Source organism: Pseudomonas sp. AAC (assembly GCF_000725445.1).
GTDB classification, from domain to species: domain Bacteria; phylum Pseudomonadota; class Gammaproteobacteria; order Pseudomonadales; family Pseudomonadaceae; genus Pseudomonas; species Pseudomonas citronellolis.
In genome coordinates, this window is sequence record NZ_KL647096.1 from 103877 (window position 1) to 120689 (window position 16813).

16 protein-coding genes are annotated in these 16813 nt (G+C 67.9%); 4 read left to right on the forward strand and 12 right to left on the reverse strand.

What is annotated here, in order from left to right; genetic code table 11:
* Positions 1 to 320 precede the first annotated feature (320 nt).
* Positions 321 to 1022 carry an MOSC domain-containing protein gene (locus FG99_RS10315; RefSeq protein ID WP_043269341.1) on the reverse strand — a complete coding sequence of 234 codons (702 nt, stop codon included), beginning with the start codon at positions 1020 to 1022 and terminating at the stop codon, positions 321 to 323.
* Between the two features lie 100 nt (positions 1023 to 1122).
* Between FG99_RS10315 and FG99_RS10320 the strand changes: the two genes are divergently transcribed.
* A complete protein-coding gene (locus FG99_RS10320) occupies positions 1123 to 2013 on the forward strand; it encodes a LysR family transcriptional regulator (protein WP_009615504.1) in 891 nt (296 codons plus the stop codon).
* Between the two features lie 681 nt (positions 2014 to 2694).
* Here FG99_RS10320 and FG99_RS10325 read toward each other — a convergent pair.
* The 11 genes from FG99_RS10325 to bioB form a co-directional block, all read right to left on the reverse strand.
* Entirely contained in the window at positions 2695 to 4473 is a 1779-nt protein-coding gene (locus tag FG99_RS10325) for an acyl-CoA dehydrogenase C-terminal domain-containing protein (protein ID WP_043269343.1), read from the reverse strand.
* 218 nt (positions 4474 to 4691) lie between these two features.
* Positions 4692 to 6488 (reverse strand): acyl-CoA dehydrogenase C-terminal domain-containing protein, encoded by a 1797-nt coding sequence (locus FG99_RS10330; protein ID WP_043269345.1) that lies wholly within the window; start codon positions 6486 to 6488, stop codon positions 4692 to 4694.
* 169 nt (positions 6489 to 6657) lie between these two features.
* Positions 6658 to 6978 (reverse strand): helix-turn-helix domain-containing protein, encoded by a 321-nt coding sequence (locus tag FG99_RS10335; protein ID WP_043269347.1) that lies wholly within the window; start codon positions 6976 to 6978, stop codon positions 6658 to 6660.
* Entirely contained in the window at positions 6971 to 7276 is a 306-nt protein-coding gene (locus tag FG99_RS10340) for a type II toxin-antitoxin system RelE/ParE family toxin (RefSeq protein ID WP_197674184.1), read from the reverse strand. The genes FG99_RS10335 and FG99_RS10340 overlap by 8 nt, the downstream gene beginning before the upstream one ends.
* Positions 7277 to 7498: 222 nt before the next feature.
* On the reverse strand, positions 7499 to 9304 hold the full coding sequence (locus FG99_RS10345; RefSeq protein WP_043269352.1) for a phenylacyl-CoA dehydrogenase: 1806 nt from the start codon (positions 9302 to 9304) through the stop codon (positions 7499 to 7501).
* Positions 9305 to 9608: 304 nt separating this feature from the next.
* Positions 9609 to 9836 carry a hypothetical protein gene (locus tag FG99_RS10350; RefSeq protein ID WP_009615495.1) on the reverse strand — a complete coding sequence of 76 codons (228 nt, stop codon included), beginning with the start codon at positions 9834 to 9836 and terminating at the stop codon, positions 9609 to 9611.
* A 66-nt stretch (positions 9837 to 9902) separates the two neighbouring features.
* Complete coding sequence (gene bioD / locus FG99_RS10355) at positions 9903 to 10592, reverse strand: dethiobiotin synthase (RefSeq protein ID WP_043269354.1); 690 nt, start codon at positions 10590 to 10592, stop codon at positions 9903 to 9905.
* 150 nt (positions 10593 to 10742) lie between these two features.
* The gene (gene bioC, locus FG99_RS10360; protein WP_043269357.1) at positions 10743 to 11549 is read right to left on the reverse strand and encodes a malonyl-ACP O-methyltransferase BioC; all 807 of its coding nucleotides are present in this window, start codon (positions 11547 to 11549) and stop codon (positions 10743 to 10745) included.
* Complete coding sequence (locus tag FG99_RS10365) at positions 11542 to 12267, reverse strand: alpha/beta fold hydrolase (protein WP_043269359.1); 726 nt, start codon at positions 12265 to 12267, stop codon at positions 11542 to 11544. Before FG99_RS10365 ends, bioC begins: the two co-directional genes overlap by 8 nt.
* On the reverse strand, positions 12260 to 13465 hold the full coding sequence (bioF, locus tag FG99_RS10370; RefSeq protein WP_043269361.1) for an 8-amino-7-oxononanoate synthase: 1206 nt from the start codon (positions 13463 to 13465) through the stop codon (positions 12260 to 12262). The genes FG99_RS10365 and bioF overlap by 8 nt, the downstream gene beginning before the upstream one ends.
* 88 nt (positions 13466 to 13553) lie before the next feature.
* Positions 13554 to 14606 carry a biotin synthase BioB gene (gene bioB / locus FG99_RS10375; RefSeq protein WP_043269363.1) on the reverse strand — a complete coding sequence of 351 codons (1053 nt, stop codon included), beginning with the start codon at positions 14604 to 14606 and terminating at the stop codon, positions 13554 to 13556.
* A 228-nt stretch (positions 14607 to 14834) separates the two neighbouring features.
* Here bioB and FG99_RS10380 point away from each other — a divergent pair, with 228 nt between their 5' ends.
* The 3 genes from FG99_RS10380 (at position 14835) to FG99_RS10390 (ending at position 16735) form a co-directional block, all read left to right on the forward strand.
* Positions 14835 to 15128: a hypothetical protein gene (locus tag FG99_RS10380; RefSeq protein ID WP_009615487.1), complete on the forward strand. Its 294-nt coding sequence runs from the start codon at positions 14835 to 14837 to the stop codon at positions 15126 to 15128.
* 34 nt (positions 15129 to 15162) lie between these two features.
* Positions 15163 to 15879: a ComF family protein gene (locus FG99_RS10385; RefSeq protein WP_043269365.1), complete on the forward strand. Its 717-nt coding sequence runs from the start codon at positions 15163 to 15165 to the stop codon at positions 15877 to 15879.
* Positions 15880 to 15967: 88 nt separating this feature from the next.
* The gene (locus tag FG99_RS10390) at positions 15968 to 16735 is read left to right on the forward strand and encodes a TOBE domain-containing protein (RefSeq protein WP_043269367.1); all 768 of its coding nucleotides are present in this window, start codon (positions 15968 to 15970) and stop codon (positions 16733 to 16735) included.
* The last annotated feature ends 78 nt before the right edge of the window (positions 16736 to 16813 follow it).

The following is a 16813-nucleotide window of genomic DNA, read 5'->3' on the forward strand; positions in this document are numbered from 1 at the left end:
TGTCTTTCCCTCGTAGGATGGGTTGAGCCTGCGAAACCCATGCGGTCATTGGCGATGGGTATCGCTCCGCTCAACCCATCCTACGGTGCGTGTTCGCCTGAGGGTGTAAGCGGGCCCTGCCCGCGATTCGCGCGCAGGGCGCGCTCCTACATGGGATACGCCATGGCTGATGCAGCGTAGGAGCGGATTCATCCGCGATGCGGCCGGCAGGCCGCCTCTGGCCCCGGGGCGCAAGGCCCCGGCCGGGAATAAAAGCCGCCCCGATGGACCAAAACGACGTCCGGGGGCGGGCGCGAGGCAGGTTGTGGGCAGCCGCCGCGTCAGGCGGGGCCGCTGCCCAGGCATTCAGGGCCCTGCAGGCGGGCCGTCCAGTCTTCCACCACGCCACTGGCCAGGCGTTGAGCGGCGGTCTTGCGCCAGCGCAGCGAGAGCGCGTCGCACGCCATCATCTGGCGCAGGCCGCAACGCTCCAGCGGTTCGCCGAAGTACCAGCGCAACAGGCTGGCGACGCTCAGCTGCGGGTAGTGCCGCTGCACCAGCTCCAGCGGCGCGGCGGCGCTGACCATGCCGGCGCGGCGCACCCGGTAGAACCAGCCGCAGCGGCCCTGCTGCTGCAACTCCAGCGGCAGTTCCGGGAGGTTCCAGCGGCGCCCCAGGCGGTAGCACGGCGAGCGCGGCTGGCTGACTTCGATCAGCGCATCGCCCCAGCGGAACAGGTCGCCGATGCACACATCCGCCTCGCTGACGCCAAAGGTCGAGAGGTTCTCGCCGAAGGCCGGTTGCTGCCAGCGCTGTTGCGGGTGCTGCTTGCGCCAGTGGCGGTAGTGCTCGGCCGGGTAGTGGTGCAGCGCGCGGTCGAGGCCGCCGTGGTGGCGCAGGTCGGCCTGTTCGTCGCCGGGCAGGCCTTCGCTGCCCAGCCAGACTTCCTCGCGGTTTTCCAGCTTGTCGATGGCGCTGACCAGGCCGCCCCAGCACTCTTCGACTTTGCCTATGAAAACACCCTGGATGACGATGCCTTCCACCTTTGTCTACCCGTCTGCAGCAGCGGACAGGCACTAGACTAGAGCCTCGGATAGGCTCCTATCCATTTCGATTTTCCAGTTTCGTTGATAAGCCGCGCTTATGGATTTCCGCCAGCTCCGCTATTTCGTCGCGCTCTACGAGGAAGGCCACGTCGGCCGCGCCGCCGAGCGCCTGGCCCTGTCGCAGCCGGCGCTGTCGCAGCAGATCCGCCAGCTGGAGCGGAGCCTGGACGTGGCCCTGTTCCAGCGCGTCGGCAAGCGCCTGGTGCCGACGGTGGCGGCGCACACTCTGTACAACCATGCCGTGCCCCTGCTCGAAGGCCTGGAGCGCGCCCACGAGGCCCTGCGCGGCTTCCGCGGCCAGGCCGCGCGCAGCCTGGCCATCGGCGTGCTGCAAACGGTCAACGCCAGCCTGGTGCCCTATCTGGTGGAGCGCCTGCACGCCGCGCAGCCGCATTTGCAGGTGCGCATCTACGAACTGTCCGGGGTGGAGATCGAGCGGCGGCTGCTGGCCGGGCAACTGGACATCGGCATCGGCTTCCTGCCGCCACGCCAGCCGGCGCTGCACGGCGTGGAGCTGTACCCGGACGAGCTGCAACTGGTGATCCCCGCCGACCACCCGTTGCGCGAATTCAAGAAGGTGTCCCTGGCCCAGGCCGCGGAGCTGCCGATGCTGCTGCTCGGCGAGGAATTCCGCGCCCGGCAGATCTGGCAGGAACAACTGGCCGCCATCGGCCGCCGGCCGCGGGTGCAGGCCGAGCTGAACCACATGAGCGGCATCCTCGACAGCCTGCCCCACAGCCGCTTCGCCACGGTGCTGCCGGGCCGCGCGCGGCAACTGCACAGCAACCGCGACCTGCTGTGGAAACCGTTGAGCGAGCCGCGCATTGCGCTGAGCGTGGGGCTGGTGTACCGCGATGCGCAACGCCAGCACAGCACCGTGGAGTTGCTGCGCTCGCTGCTGGAAGGCGTGGTGCAGAGCTTTTCGTAGGCGCACAGGTCTTGCAGGCCGCGCCAGAGTGCTCTTCGTAGGATGGGTTGAGCCTTGGCGAAACCCATGCGGTTGTGGCGATGGGTATCGCTTCGCTCAACACCATCCTACGGGTCGTTGTGTTTGCCGGAGGGCGTAGGAGCGGACCTTGTCCGCGATAGCCGGATGTCCCGGCGCGGATCGCGGATGAGATCCCCTACGCCGCTCCACCCGCTCCTACAGGTTGCCGGGAGGCACGGTATTCCTCCCCCGTAGGAGCGGACCTTGTCCGCGATGGCCGGGTATATCGGCGCGCTTCGCGGATGAGATCTCCTACGCTGCCCCACCCACGCCATTCCCCTGTAGGAGCGCGCCCTGCGCGCGAATCGCGGGCAGGGCGCGCTACAGTTGGCCGGGCAGGAAAAATCGCAGGCAAAAGAAAACCCCGCCTTGCGAGCGGGGTTTTGCAGACCGATATCCTGACGTCCGTGCTGGCCACCGTCCGTGGTGGAATCCCTTTCTTTCCGTTTTGTCGTCGGCGCTTCCTGCGCAATGTCCTGACTGAGAAGAAGGTTACCCCTCGCGCCGACGAGCCGATAGACGCCAAATGACACCACGACGTGTAAGCCTAGGCTTACAAAACCGTTGCACCCCTGAAACGACAAGGCCCCGCCGAAGCGGGGCCTTGTCAGGTTGCGCCGATCAGAACTGCGCAGCGTCGAGCAGGTACAGCGACTCGCTGCCGGCTTTCACCGAGGCGGTCAGGGAGTGGATGCGCGGCAGCAGGCGGGCGAAGTAGAAGCGCGCAGTGCCCAGCTTGCTGGCGTAGAAGTCGTCCTGACCTTCCTTGTCCAGCGCCGCGCGGGCCATCAGCGCCCACATGTAGGCGTAGGCGGTGTAGCCGAACACGTGCAGGTATTCGACCGAGGCCGCGCCGATCTCGTTGGGGTTGGCCTTGGCGCGGTCCAGCACCCAGGCGGTCAGTTCTTCCAGGTTCTGCACGGCGGCGTTCAGCGGGCCGGTGAACTCGGCCAGCTCGGCGCCGGCCGAGGCGGTGAAGGCGCGGATTTCGTCGCTGAACAGCTTGGCGAAGGCGCCACCGCTGCCGACGATCTTGCGGCCCATCAGGTCCAGCGCCTGGATGCCGTTGGTGCCTTCGTAGATCTGGGTGATGCGGCAGTCGCGCACCAGTTGCTCCTGGCCCCACTCGCGGATGAAGCCGTGGCCGCCGAAGATCTGCTGGCCGTGCACGGTGGTTTCCAGGCCCATGTCGGTGAGGAAGGCCTTGGCCACCGGGGTCAGCAGCGCCACCAGGCTCTCGGCGCGCTGGCGCACAGCGGTGTCTTCGCTGTACTTGGCGGTGTCCAGCTGCATGGCGACGTAGCTGGAGAAGGCGCGGCCGCCCTCGTTCAGCGCCTTCATGGTCAGCAGCATGCGGCGCACGTCCGGGTGGACGATGATCGGGTCGGCGGCCTTGTCCTTGGCCACCGGGCCGGTCGGCGCGCGGCTCTGGATGCGCTCGCGGGCGTATTCCACGGCGCTCTGGTAGGAACGCTCGCCGGTGGCCAGGCCCTGGATGCCGACGCCCAGGCGCTCGTAGTTCATCATGGTGAACATGGCCGCCAGGCCCTTGTTCGGCGCGTCGACGATCCAGCCGGTGGCGCCGTCGAAGTTCATCACGCAGGTGGCCGAGGCCTTGATGCCCATCTTGTGCTCGATGGAGCCGCAGGACACGGCGTTGCGCTCGCCCAGGGAACCGTCCTCGTTGACCAGCACCTTGGGCACCAGGAACAGCGAGATGCCCTTGGAGCCGGCCGGCGCGTCGGGCAGCTTGGCCAGCACCAGGTGGACGATGTTCTCGGTCAGGTCGTGTTCGCCGCCGGTGATGAAGATCTTGGTGCCGCTGATCTTGTAGCTGCCGTCGGCCTGGGGCTCGGCCTTGGTGCGGATGATGCCCAGGTCGGTGCCGGCGTGGGGCTCGGTCAGGCACATGGAACCGGCCCAGGTGCCGGCGTACATGTTCGGCAGGTACTTGGCCTTGAGCTCTTCGCTGGCGTGGTTGAGCAGCGACAGGCAGGCGCCGGCGGTAAGCATCGGGTACAGGCCGAAGGACAGGTTGGCCGAGTTGACCATTTCCTCGACCTGCGCGCCTATCACCTTGGGCATGCCCATGCCGCCGAACTCCGGCGAGCCGCCCACGCCCACCCAGCCGCCTTCGGCGTAGGTGCGGTAGGCCTCGGGGAAGCCGGCCGGGGTCTTCACGCCCTCGGCGCTCCAGCTGCAGCCTTCCTCGTCGCCGCTGCGGTTGAGCGGGGCGATCACGCCCGCGGTGACCTTGCCGGCTTCCTCGAGAATGGCGCCGGCGGTATCGACGTCGACGATCTCGGCCAGGCCGGGCAGTTCGGCCCAGAGCTTACTGACCTCGAAGACTTCGTTGAGGACGAATTGCATGTCGCGCAGGGGTGCTTTGTAGTCAGCCATGTTGGGAATCCTCGAGCGAAACAACGGCTGAACAAGCAGCCAGCGGTATTCAGGATAGAAGGTACGCAAGGGTACGCCGGCGGAGCTTACTCCGCAAACACTTCAGAGACATAGCGTCATGTTGTGAACGAATAATTAATTATTGGTCACAATATTTATTCACCGGACAGCCAGCGGCCCCGGCCACCCTGGGGCAACCGGGGCCGCTGGCGCCGCGATCAGAGCGCGAACTGCTCGGCGGACAGGCGCATCAGCGTCTCGCCGCCGGCTTCCACCGCCGCCAGGTGCGCCGCGGCGCGCGGCAGCAGGCGGGCGAAGTAGAAGTCCGCGGTGGCCAGCTTGGCCTGGTAGAAGTCCGCCTCGGCGGCGCCCTCCTCCAGCTTCTGCCGGGCCACCAGGGCCATGCGCAGCCAGAAGTAGCCGAGGGTGACGTAGCCGGAGAACATCAGGTAGTCCACCGCCGCCGCGCCCACTTCGTCGGGGTTCTTCATGGCCGCCATGCCGACCTTCTGCGTCAACTCGCCCCACTGCTTGTTCAGCGCCGCCAGTTGCGCCACCTGGGCCTTGAGCTGCGGGTGCTCGGCATTGGCCTGGCACAGCTGGTGGACCAGCTTGGTGAAGCCCAGCAGCAGCTTGCCCTGGCTGCCCAGCACCTTGCGGCCCAGCAGGTCCAGGGCCTGGATGCCGTTGGTGCCTTCGTAGATCGGGGCGATGCGGCAGTCGCGCACCAGTTGCTCCATGCCCCACTCGCGGATGAAGCCGTGGCCGCCGAACACCTGCATGCCGTGGTTGGTCACCTCCAGCCCGGTGTCGGTCATGAAGGCCTTGCAGATCGGGGTGACGAAGGCCAGCAGGTTGGCCGCCTGCTCGCGCTCCTCGGCGTTCTCGGACAGGTGCTCGATGTCCAGCAGCTGCGCGGTGAAGTAGGCCAGGGCGCGGTTGCCCTCGTTGAAGGCCTTCATGGTCAGCAGCATGCGCCGCACGTCGGGATGGACGATGATCGGGTCGGCCGGCTTGTCCGGCGCCTTGGGTCCGGTCAGGGCGCGCATCTGCAGGCGCTCCTGGGCGTACTTCACGGCGCCCTGGTAGCTCACTTCGCCGAGACACAGGCCCTGCATGCCGGTGCCCAGGCGCGCGTGATTCATCATGGTGAACATGCAGGCCAGGCCCTTGTTGGCCTCGCCGATCAGGTAGCCGGTGGCGCCGTCGAAGTTCATCACGCAGGTGGCCGAGGCCTTGATGCCCATCTTGTGCTCGATGGAGCCGCAGGCTACGGCGTTGCGCGCCCCGGCCTCGCCGCTGGCGTCGAGCAGGAACTTGGGCACGATGAACAGCGAGATGCCCTTGGTGCCGGCCGGCGCGTCGGGCAGCTTGGCCAGTACCAGGTGAATGATGTTTTCGCTCAGGTCGTGCTCGCCGGCGGAGATGAAGATCTTGGTGCCACTGATGGCGTAGCTGCCGTCGGCATTGGGCACGGCGCGGGTCTTGATGATGCCCAGGTCGGTGCCGCAGTGCGGTTCGGTCAGGCACATGGTGCCGGTCCAGGTGCCGGCGGTCATGCGCGGCAGGTAGGCCTGCTTCTGCTCGGCGCTGCCGTGGGCATGGATGGCGGCCATGGCGCCCTTGGTCAGCCCGGGGTACATGGCCCAGGAGCAGTTGGCCGCGCCGATCATCTCGCTGACCAGCAGGCCGAGGGAATGCGGCAGGCCCTGGCCGCCGTAGGCCGGGTCGGAGGAAACACCGTTCCAGCCACCCTCGACGTATTGCGCGAAGGCCTCCTTGAAGCCCTTGGGCGTGGTCACCACGCCGTTGTCGAAGTGGCAGCCTTCCTCGTCGCCGGAGCGGTTCAGCGGGGCCAGCACCTGCTCGCAGAACCTGGCGCCCTCCTCGAGGATGGCGGAAACCATGTCCGGGCTGGCATCGGTCGCCCCCAGGGCCTGGTAGCGGCCGGCGAAATCGAAGACTTCGTCGATCAGGAAGCGCATGTCGCGCAGGGGTGCCTTGTACTCGGGCATGGCGGTTCTCCAGTCGGTTCGGCGCCAAAGCGGCGCGGATCAACCCCGAACCTACTGTGCGCCGGAAAGCCCCGGCAATCACTCTGCACGCGATGAATGCGCGGCCATAACCGGCGCCTGGCCGACACTGCGGCCACACACGAAAAAGCCCGCCGGAGGGCGGGCTCGATCAGGCGAAGACTACTTCCACCCGGCCCTCACGGCGTGAACGGGGTGCGGCCTTGACCACGATCTGCACGTCACGTCCGAGCCGGGCCAGGCAGTCGATCATCTTGGCCTCGCTGATGCCTCTGAATTTCCCACGCAACATGTCGGAAACCTTGGGTTGAGGGAGCCCGAGGATTTCCGCCGCCTGGGTCTGGGTCAAGTGGCGGGCCTTGATGATGCTACCGATCTTGGATGCCAGCCTGGCCTTGACCTGCATCTCGCCTGCATCGGCCCTGCCGAGGTCGGCATAGACGTTGCCGCTGCCTTCTTCGAACTCAATCATTCTCTACGCTCTTCGCATGGGCTTGCGCATCCTTCAGCCTTTTCCTGATCAGCTCCAGGTCGTGCTGCGGAGTCTCTATGCCCTTGGTCGATTTCTTCTGGAAGCAGTGCAGAGCATAGACCGCCCTTGCAAATTTCACTGTATAGACCGCTCGATAGGTGTCGCCATCATGGTCTTCGACAACCTCCAGCACGCCGGCCCCCGAGAAGCCTTTCATCGGCTTGGTCTGGGGATGCTTGCCACCTTCCTGCGCCTGGTGCAGGGCAAAGCCGAACACATCCTGGACATCGTCAGGCATATCCAGAAGATCCCTCTTGCTGCTGCCCATCCAGATCAACGACTTCACTGATGGCTCGGCTTCCTTGTGAATGGCCGGACGACTCTATACCTATATTGGTATAGCGATCAAGCCATGCGCCAAGAAGTGCAGGCGTGGAAACGAAAACACCCTGCGAGCACTGGGCTCGCAGGGTGCTTTCTGAGCAACCCGCCATGCAGCGGGCTGACGGCAGCGGCAGGATCAGTAACCGAGGGAGAAATCTTCCTCGGCCATGTCCATCAGGTTGCCGGCGCCGGACAGCATGGCGGCGACGTGGGCGCGGGTACGCGGCAGGATGCGCTGGAAGTAGAAGCGCGCAGTCTGCAACTTGGCCTTGTAGAAGCCCTCCTCGCTGGTGCCGGCCGCCAGTTTCTCGGCAGCCAGGCGCGCCATGTCGGCCCAGAAGTAGGCCAGGCAGGCGTAGCCGGAGAACATCAGGTAGTCCACCGAAGCGGCGCCGACTTCCTCGCGGTCCTTCATGGCGGCCATGCCGACCTTCATGGTCAGCTCGCCCCACTCCTTGTTCAGCGCGGCCAGCGGGGCGACGAATTCCTTGACGGCTTCGTTGCCTTCGTTGGCCTGGCAGAACTTGTGCACGATCCTGGTGAAGCCCTTGAGCGCCTCGCCCTGGGTCATCAGCACCTTGCGGCCCAGCAGGTCCAGCGCCTGAACGCCGGTGGTGCCTTCGTACAGCATGGAGATGCGGCTGTCGCGGACGTTCTGCTCCATGCCGTGCTCGGCGATGAAGCCGTGGCCGCCGTAGATCTGCACACCGTGGTTGGCCGCTTCGAAGCCGACTTCAGTCATGAACGCCTTGGCGATCGGGGTGAGGAAGGCCAGCATCGCGTCAGCGGCTTTCTTCTGCTCTTCGTCCTGGCTGCGCTGGACGATGTCGACCTGCTTGGCGGCGAAGTACAGCATGGCGCGGTTGCCTTCGGCGAACGCCTTGGCGGTCAGCAGCATGCGGCGCACGTCCGGGTGCACGATGATCGGGTCGGCGGCCTTTTCCGGGGCTTTCGGGCCGGTCAGCGAACGCATCTGCAGACGCTCGCGGGCGTAGGCGATGCCACCCTGGAAACCGATCTCGGCGTGGGCCAGGCCTTGCAGCGCGGTGCCCAGGCGAGCGGTGTTCATGAAGGTGAACATGCAGTTCAGGCCCTTGTTCGGCGGGCCGATCAGGAAGCCGGTGGCGGCGTCGAAGTTCATCACGCAGGTGGCGTTGCCGTGGATGCCCATCTTGTGCTCGATGGAGCCGCAGGAAACGGCGTTGCGCTCGCCTACGCCGCCTTCTGCGTTGGGCAGGAACTTCGGCACGATGAACAGCGAGATGCCCTTGGTGCCCTGCGGGGCGTCGGGCAGGCGGGCCAGCACGATGTGGACGATGTTGTCGGCCATGTCGTGTTCGCCGGCGGAGATGAAGATCTTGGTGCCGGTGACCTTGTAGGTGCCGTCGGCCTGGGGCTCGGCCTTGGTGCGCAGCATGCCCAGGTCGGTGCCGCAGTGCGGCTCGGTCAGGCACATGGTGCCGGTCCACTCGCCGGACACCAGCTTGGTCAGGTAGGTGGCCTGCTGCTCCGGGGTGCCGTGGGCGTGCAGGGTGTTCATGGCGCCGTGGGACAGGCCCGGGTACATGCCCCAGGACCAGTTGGCCTGGCCGATCATTTCGCTGATGGCCATGCCCAGGGATTCCGGCAGGCCCTGGCCGCCGTGCTCGACGTCATGGGCCAGGCTCGGCCAGCCGCCTTCGACGAATTGCTGGTAGGCCTCTTTGAAGCCGCTGGGGGTCTTCACGCCCTCGGGGCTCCAGGTGCAGCCTTCCTGGTCGCCGACGCGGTTCAGCGGGGCGATCACCTGTTCGCAGAACTTGGCACCCTCTTCGAGGATGGCATTGACCATGTCCGGCGTGGCGTCCTGGGCGCCCGGCAGGTTCTGGTAGTGCGCTTCGTAGCCCAGCAGCTCGTCGCGAACGAAACGGATATCACGCAAGGGGGCCTTGTAATCAGGCATAGCGGTAAACCTCTACGAAGGGTTCTGGTTAATGGGCGACCGGTGCTTGCGGTCGCTGTACGGGAGCGTTCCCGGCCGCCCAGCCGATGCGCCGCGCGCCTCGACTCTCAAACAGGCGTTTGAAACATACGTTTACGCCCTACCCTTGTCAAGCGCGCAAACCGACCGCCCGGTCACACGCAAGGGCACGGGCCAGAGCGCTGCATTCGCGGGTATCGATAGGGATAAGTAAAGCCCAGCCGCAGGCCGTCGACAGACGACTATCCGAAGCTGCTGAGAGGAAATTCTGAAGGCAGGAAAAGCGTCAGACGCTGATGTCGATCAGCGTCCCGAGGGTTTCGTCGGCGGTCTGCAGGACGCGGCTGGACGCCAGGGCGGCGTACTTGCTCATTTCCATGTCCACCACGGGCCGGGCGATGTCGTCCTTGGCCACGGGCTGCGCGGCCACCTGCGCGGCGGCACGGTCGACCTGCTGCAGGCCGCGCTGCAGCCCCTGCAGACCGGTACTGAATGCGTTACCGGAGATTTCCATGGTCGATCTTCCTCGGAGGAACCTGCCGCCTATTCAAGCAGGATCGCCGATGATATTCAAAGGCCATCAGTCCGGAAGATCAAGAATGCCCAGGTCCAGGTGCGCGGCCACTGCCATGGGCGTCGGCGCGGCCAGGTGAGGCACGCGGCCGATGCAGGGCGCCGGCAGGCGTTCGGCGAGGGTCGCCAGGTTCTCTTCCAGGCGCGAGGTCTTGGGGTCGACGATGTTCGCCACCCAGCCGGCCAGCGGCAGGCCGTCGCGCAGGATGGCCTCGGCGCTGAGCACCGCGTGGTTGATGCAGCCCAGGCGCACGCCCACCACCAGGATCACCGGCAGGTCGAGGCGGATGGCCAGGTCCGACAGGCTCTCTTCGCCGGCCAGGGGCACGCGCCAGCCGCCGGCGCCTTCCACCAGGGTGAAGTCGGCGCCACGCGCCAGCACGTGGCGCACCGGCCCGGCCAGGGTGTCCACGTTCAGCGCCACGCCGACTTCGCGGGCCGCCAGGTGCGGGGCGATGGCCGGTTCGAAGGCGAAGGGGTTCACCTCCTCGTAGGCCAGCGGCAGGCTGCACTCGCCCAGCAGGGCCAGGGCGTCACCGTTGCGCAGGCCCTCGGGACGGCGCTCACAGCCGGAGGCCACCGGCTTGGCGGCGGCGGTGGACATCCCGGCCATGCGCGCGGCGTGCAGCAGGCCGGCGGCGATGGTGGTCTTGCCGATTTCGGTGTCGGTGCCGGTGATGAAAAACGCGTGTGGCATGGGGTTCCTCAAGGGCTATACGTGTAGGTGCCGGCTGCGCCGAGGGGCTTTCGTAGGATGGGTTGAGCTTGCGAAACCCATGCGGTGGCGGTGATGGGTATCGCTTCGCTCAACCCATCCTACGGGCGTCGTGTTTGCCGGAGTCCCCTCCTACGAAGAGATGGGTTTGCGCAGGATGGCGTGGACCACCCTATAGGTCGCCGGCAGCCCCTCGGGCTGGCGGAAGCGTTCGTAGGCCTCGATCAGCGCCCGCACCCTCGCCCGCCCGGTGAGCCCGCCGGGGCGGCCGGGGTTGAGGTTGTGGGCGCCCAGGGCCTTGAGTTCGTGGGTCAGGCTGCGCAGGTCGGGGAAGTGCAGCACGCGGTCTTCGGTGGACAGCTGCAGCACTTCCAGCCCGCTGGCCGCGCATTGCGCCTGGTAGTCGGCGAAGGCGCGGAAGCGGTTGACGTGGACGAAGCCGTCCACCGCCTGCCAGCTGGCGCGCAGCTCGCCGAGGGTGCCGATGCACAGGCTGCTGAAGGCGAACACGCCGCCCTCGCGCAGCACCCGGCGCGCTTCGCCGAGCACCGCCGGCAGGTCGGCGCACCACTGGATGGCCAGGCTGGAGAACAGCAGGTCGCAGCATTCGCCGCGCAGCGGCAGGCGCTCGGCGTCGCCGCCGATGAAGTGCTGCGCGCCACCGTGCTCGCGGGCGTGGCGCAGCATGCCTTCGGCGATGTCCACCGCCAGGCCTTCAGCTTCGGCAAAGCGCCGGGCCAAGGCACGGCTGAAGTGGCCGGTGCCGCAACCCAGGTCGAGCCAGCGACGCACCGCCAGGTCGACCGGCAGGCGCGCCAGCAGGCTGTCGCCGACGCCGCGCTGCAGTTCGGCCACCGCATCGTAGGTGGCGGCCGCACGGGAGAAGGAAGCGGCGACCTGGCGCTTGTCCGGCAGCGCGCCGCCCAGGGGATCAGACATCGTCGCCCTCGTGGATGAAAGCCAGGATGGCCGCGGCCACCTCGTCCGGGCGCTCCAGCGGCAGGCCGTGGCTGGCGCCGGCGATGGTGTTCACCTCCACGTCCGGCAACCAGCCCAGCAGCGCATCGGCGGCGCCGGCCGGCACCAGCGCGTCGTTGCCGGCGAACAGGTGCAGCTGCGGGCCGTCGTAGCGCTCCAGCGCCGCGCGGGTGTCCAGGCGCCCCAGCAGTTGCAGGCCGGCGCTCAGCGCCCCGGCTTCCAGCGCCGGCAGCGCCACTTGCAGCTGCCGCGCCAGGGTGCGGGCGTCGCGGGCGCCCTGGCTGACCAGCAGGGTGAAGCGCTTGCGCGTCAGCTCCGGCTCCAGCAGGAAGGCTTCGAAGAAGTCCTCGAAGACGCTGTTGGGCATGGCCTGCGGCCAGTCGTCGAGCTGGCGGAAGCTGGCGTTGGCGGCCAGGGTGATCAGCCCGCGGCAGGCCTCGCCGCGGCGCGCGGCCAGCTCGGCGGCGAGCATGCCGCCCAGGGACCAGCCGGCCAGCCAGCTGCCTTCGGGCAGCTCGTCGTCCAGTTCGTCCAGCCATAGCGCCGGGTCGGCCTCCCGCGGCAGCGGCTCGATGTGCACGTGCAGGTGCGGCGCCTGCTCCAGCAGCGCGTCGCGCAGCGGCTCCAGGGGCGCGCTGCCCAGGCCCCAGCCGGGCAGCAGTATCAGTTGGTCACGCATCCTCGCCCTCCTCGGCATCGAGTTCCGCCAGCAGGCTGGTGGAGACCTGGCGCCAGCTCTGTTCCAGGGCTTCGAGCAGGCGGTCGACCTGCTCCTCGCTGTGGCTGGCGCTGAAGGTCACGCGCAGCCGCGCGCTGCCGGCCGGCACGGTGGGCGGGCGGATGGCGCCGACCAGGATGCCGTGGTCGCGCAGCGCGGCCGACAGCGCCATGGCCTGGCGGCTGCCGCCGATGAGGATCGGCTGGATCGGCGTGAAGCTGTCCATCAGCGTCAGGCCGATGGCCTCGGCGCCACGGCGGAAGCGCGCGATCAGCCTGCCCAGGTGCTCGCGGCGCCAGCTCTCGGCGCGCAGCAGTTCCAGGCTCTTCAGCGTGGCGCAGGCCAGCGCCGGCGGCTGGCTGGTGGTGTAGATGTACGGGCGGGCGAACTGGATCAGCGTCTCCACCAGTTCCTCGCTGCCGGCGACGAAGGCGCCGGCGGTGCCGAAGGCCTTGCCCAGGGTGCCGACCAGCACCGGCACGTCGTCCAGGCCCAGGCCGAAGTGCTCAACGATGCCGCCGCCGTTGGCGCCCAGCGGACCGAAGCCGTGGGCGTCGTCGACCATCACCCAGGCGCCGTGGCGCTTGGCCTCGGCGCACAGCGCAGGCAGCTCGGCGAGGTCGCCGTCCATGCTGAACACGCCGTCGGTGACCACCAGGGTGTTGCCCTCGGCCTTGCCCAGGCGCTGCGCCAGGCTGGCCGCGTCATTGTGCAGGTAGCGCGAGAAGCGCGCGCCGCTGAGCAGCCCGGCGTCCAGCAGCGAGGCATGGTTGAGGCGGTCTTCCAGCACGGTGTCGCCCTTGCCCAGCAGCGCGGTCACCGCGCCCAGGTTGGCCATGTAGCCGGTGGAGAACAGCAGCGCGCGCGGCCGCCCGGTGAATTCGGCCAGCGCCAGCTCCAGCTCGTGGTGCGGCCCGCAATGGCCGTTGACCAGGTGCGAGGCGCCACCGCCCACGCCCCAGCGCTCGGCGCCGGTACGCAAGGCGGCTATCACCTCGGGATGGTTGGCCAGGCCCAGGTAGTCATTGGAACAGAAGGCCAGCATCGGCCGGCCGTCCACCCGCACCAGCGGGCCCTGCGGCGACTCCAGCAACGGCCGCTGGCGGTAGAGATCGTCCGCCTGGCGCTGGGCGAGGCGGGGGGAGAGATCGAAGGACATGGCAGGAAGCTCGAAGCGAGAAGCTGAAAGCTAGAAGCCCGGACCGGCTACTTCAAGCTTCCGGCTTCAAGCTTCCAGCTTGCCGTCGTCAGACGGCCGAATAGAACAACTGCGAATCGCGCTGCTCGACCAGGGCCTGCTCGATGGCGGCCTGGTGCACCTCGTCGGCGTGCTCCTCGCGCTCCTCGGGCTTGATGCCCAGGCGGGCGAACAGTTGCATGTCCTTGTCGGCCTGCGGGTTGCGGGTGGTCAGCAGCTTCTCGCCGTAGAAGATCGAGTTGGCGCCGGCCATGAAGGCCAGGGCCTGCATCTGCTCGTTCATCTGCTCGCGACCGGCGGACAGGCGCACGTGGGACTTCGGCATCATGATCCGGGCCACGGCCAGGGTGCGGATGAAGTCGAAGGGATCGACGTCCTTCTCTTCGGCCAGCGGGGTGCCCTTGACCTTGACCAGCATGTTGATCGGCACCGACTCCGGGTGTTCCGGCAGGTTGGCCAGCTGGATCAGCAGGCCGGCGCGGTCGGCCACCGACTCGCCCATGCCGAGGATGCCGCCGGAGCAGATCTTCATCCCCGCCTCGCGCACGTAGGCCAGTGTCTGCAGGCGCTCGCTATAGGTGCGGGTGGTGATGATGTTGCCGTAGAACTCCGGCGAGGTGTCGAGGTTGTGGTTGTAGTAGTCCAGCCCGGCCTCGGCCAGGGCCTGGGTCTGCTCCTGGGTCAGCTTGCCGAGGGTCATGCAGGTTTCCAGGCCGAGCTTCTTCACGCCCTTCACCATTTCCAGCACGTAGGGCATGTCCTTGGCCGAGGGGTGCTTCCAGGCGGCGCCCATGCAGAAGCGCGTGGAGCCGATGGCCTTGGCCTCGGCGGCCGCTTCCAGCACCTTCTGCACTTCCATCAGCTTCTGCTTGTCCAGGCCGGTGTTGTAGTGGCCGGACTGCGGGCAGTACTTGCAGTCTTCCGGGCAGGCGCCGGTCTTGATCGACAGCAGGGTCGAGACCTGCACGCGGTTCGGGTCGAAGTGCGCGCGGTGCACCGTCTGCGCCTGGAACAGGAGGTCGTTGAAGGGCTGCTCGAAGAGCGCCGTCACTTCGGCGAGGGTCCAGTCGTGGCGGGTGGCGATGGATGCGGTTGCACTCATGGGGAGTTCCTTCGGACGCGGGCTGACGCCTCGTTGTTCTCGGCCGCCACGGCAGGGCGCGGCGGTTCAGGCTTTGGAGGCATGATATGTAAGCCTTGGTCGCTGTCAACCAAGCCGAAGTCACAAGTCGACAAGTGACTATTATTTGAACAATCATTCATGCGCCGTGAACCTGGGGGCAGAACGCCACTCCAACAGCACAGGTACTCGAAGGAATCCCGCGAGCTCATGGAAACAGAAGGCACTTTCGACTGGCTCGGCCAGACCCTCGGCAAGGCGATACGCTTCGTCGTCGACCTCCTTTCCGGCCTGCTGGGCGCCATCTGGGCGGCCATGGACCAGTTCCTCCACGGCCTGGCCCGGGCCATCGGAATGGACGTGTCGATCTTCAGCTTCGTCCTACTCTTCCTCGGCCTGTTGCTGCTCTACAGTGGCATCCGCGCCTTCGTCCGGCGCTCCTTCTTCGGCGGCATCCTGCTCACCGTGCTCGGCCTGATCGTGATGAGCTGGCTGATCCACTGAGCGTCCGCCGGGGCCTCACCCGGAGGACGCCACCCTGCTCACCTTCGCCCGCCTGCGCGAGCTTCTCGTCCTGCGGCCGGACTGCCTGTTCTGCGGCGGCCCGGCCGACACCGGCCTGGCGCTGTGCGCCGGCTGCGACGCCGACCTGCCCTGGTTGGGCAGCCACTGCAACACCTGCGCCCTGCCGCTGCCGGAACACGGCCTGACCTGCGGCGAATGCCTGCGCCGGCCGCCGCCCTTCGAGCAGGTGCTGGCGCCCTGGCGCTACGCCTTCCCGCTGGACGGCGCCATCACCCGCTTCAAGCACCAGGCCGACCGGCCCCTGGGCCGGCTGCTCGGCCAGTTGCTGGGGCGCCACCTGCGCCACGCCTTCGCCGAGGGGTTGCCGCTGCCCGACCTGCTCCTGCCGGTGCCCCTGGCCCCGCGCCGGCAGCGTCAGCGCGGCTTCAACCAGGCCGAGCTGCTGGCCCGGCGCCTGGCCGCGGACCTCGGCCTGCCCTGGCGCCAGCCGCTGCGCCGGGTGCGCGACACCCCGGCGCAACAGGGCCTGGACAAGGCCGAGCGAAAGCGCAACCTGCGCCAGGCCTTCGCCCTGGACGAGGGCGCGGCCCTGCGCGGCCTGCACCTGGCGCTGGTGGACGACGTACTGACCACCGGCGCCACCGCCGCGGCCCTGGCGCAGCTGCTGCAGCGTGCCGGCGCCGCGCGGGTGGACGTCTATTGCCTGGCCCGCACGCCGAAGCCGGGCTGAGCACGGCGCCGGCAGCCGACGGATTCCACTTGCCTTTTGCCGGCGCAGCTACCAGCCTCGCCCTATCGCGAACACAACAACGAAAACGATGACCAGCCTCAGCCTTCTCACCCAGCACGTCACCCGCCGCCCGCAACGCATCGCCCTGCTCGCGCAGATCGCCGCGCTGGGCTCCATCACCCAGGCCGCCAAGGCCGCCGGCATGAGCTACAAGACCGCCTGGGATGCGGTGGACGAGCTGAACAACCTCGCCGAGCGCCCGCTGGTGGAACGCAGCGTCGGCGGCAAGGGCGGCGGCGGCGCGCGCCTGACGCCGGCCGGCGAACGCCTGCTGGCGCTGTACCAGCGCCTGGAGGAACTGCGCGAGCGCATGCTCGAAAGCATCGAGGAAGACGGCGAGGACCTGGAGCTGATCGGCCGCCTGATGCTGCGCACCAGCGCGCGCAACCAATTGCACGGGCGCGTCTGCAGCATCGAGCCGGCGGGCCTGAACGACCTGATCGGCGTCGACCTGCCCGGCGGCGCGCGCATCCAGGCGCGTATCACCCGCGAAAGCACCGAGAAGCTGGAGCTGCGCGAGGGCCTGCCGGTGATCGCGCTGATGAAGGCCGGCTGGCTCTACGTCGACCTGCCGCAGATCGAATGCCCGGCCGGGCTCAATGCCCTGGAAGGACGGGTCGAGGACATCCGCGAGGCCGGCGACGGCCCCAGCGAAGTGCGCATCCAGTTGCCCGGCGGGCAGATGCTCTGCGCCCTGGTGGACCAGGAACGCATCGACATCCTGCGCCTGGCCGCCGGCAGCCGGGTGCGCACGCAATTCTCCCCGGCCCAGGTGATCCTCGGCACGCCGGTCTGAGCGAAGCCTGCCTTGAGTCAAGGGCCGGCGCCGGCCCTGGGGTTCCAATAGGCCATCCCACTGCCGGAGCCCCCGCCC

Bases quoted from the DNA above. Each gene is read 5' to 3' on its own strand.
- FG99_RS10335 (WP_043269347.1), bottom strand. From the start codon at position 6,978: ATGATTGAGTTCGAAGAAGGCAGCGGCAACGTCTATGCCGACCTCGGC.
- bioF (WP_043269361.1), bottom strand. From the start codon at position 13,465: ATGTCCTTCGATCTCTCCCCCCGCCTCGCCCAGCGCCAGGCGGACGAT.
- FG99_RS10330 (WP_043269345.1), bottom strand. From the start codon at position 6,488: ATGCCCGAGTACAAGGCACCCCTGCGCGACATGCGCTTCCTGATCGAC.
- FG99_RS10390 (WP_043269367.1), top strand. From the start codon at position 15,968: ATGACCAGCCTCAGCCTTCTCACCCAGCACGTCACCCGCCGCCCGCAA.
- bioC (WP_043269357.1), bottom strand. From the start codon at position 11,549: ATGTCTGATCCCCTGGGCGGCGCGCTGCCGGACAAGCGCCAGGTCGCC.
- FG99_RS10325 (WP_043269343.1), bottom strand. From the start codon at position 4,473: ATGGCTGACTACAAAGCACCCCTGCGCGACATGCAATTCGTCCTCAAC.
- FG99_RS10320 (WP_009615504.1), top strand. From the start codon at position 1,123: ATGGATTTCCGCCAGCTCCGCTATTTCGTCGCGCTCTACGAGGAAGGC.
- FG99_RS10345 (WP_043269352.1), bottom strand. From the start codon at position 9,304: ATGCCTGATTACAAGGCCCCCTTGCGTGATATCCGTTTCGTTCGCGAC.
- FG99_RS10350 (WP_009615495.1), bottom strand. From the start codon at position 9,836: ATGGAAATCTCCGGTAACGCATTCAGTACCGGTCTGCAGGGGCTGCAG.
- FG99_RS10380 (WP_009615487.1), top strand. From the start codon at position 14,835: ATGGAAACAGAAGGCACTTTCGACTGGCTCGGCCAGACCCTCGGCAAG.
- FG99_RS10340 (WP_197674184.1), bottom strand. From the start codon at position 7,276: ATGCCTGACGATGTCCAGGATGTGTTCGGCTTTGCCCTGCACCAGGCG.
- FG99_RS10365 (WP_043269359.1), bottom strand. From the start codon at position 12,267: ATGCGTGACCAACTGATACTGCTGCCCGGCTGGGGCCTGGGCAGCGCG.
- bioD (WP_043269354.1), bottom strand. From the start codon at position 10,592: ATGCCACACGCGTTTTTCATCACCGGCACCGACACCGAAATCGGCAAG.
- bioB (WP_043269363.1), bottom strand. From the start codon at position 14,606: ATGAGTGCAACCGCATCCATCGCCACCCGCCACGACTGGACCCTCGCC.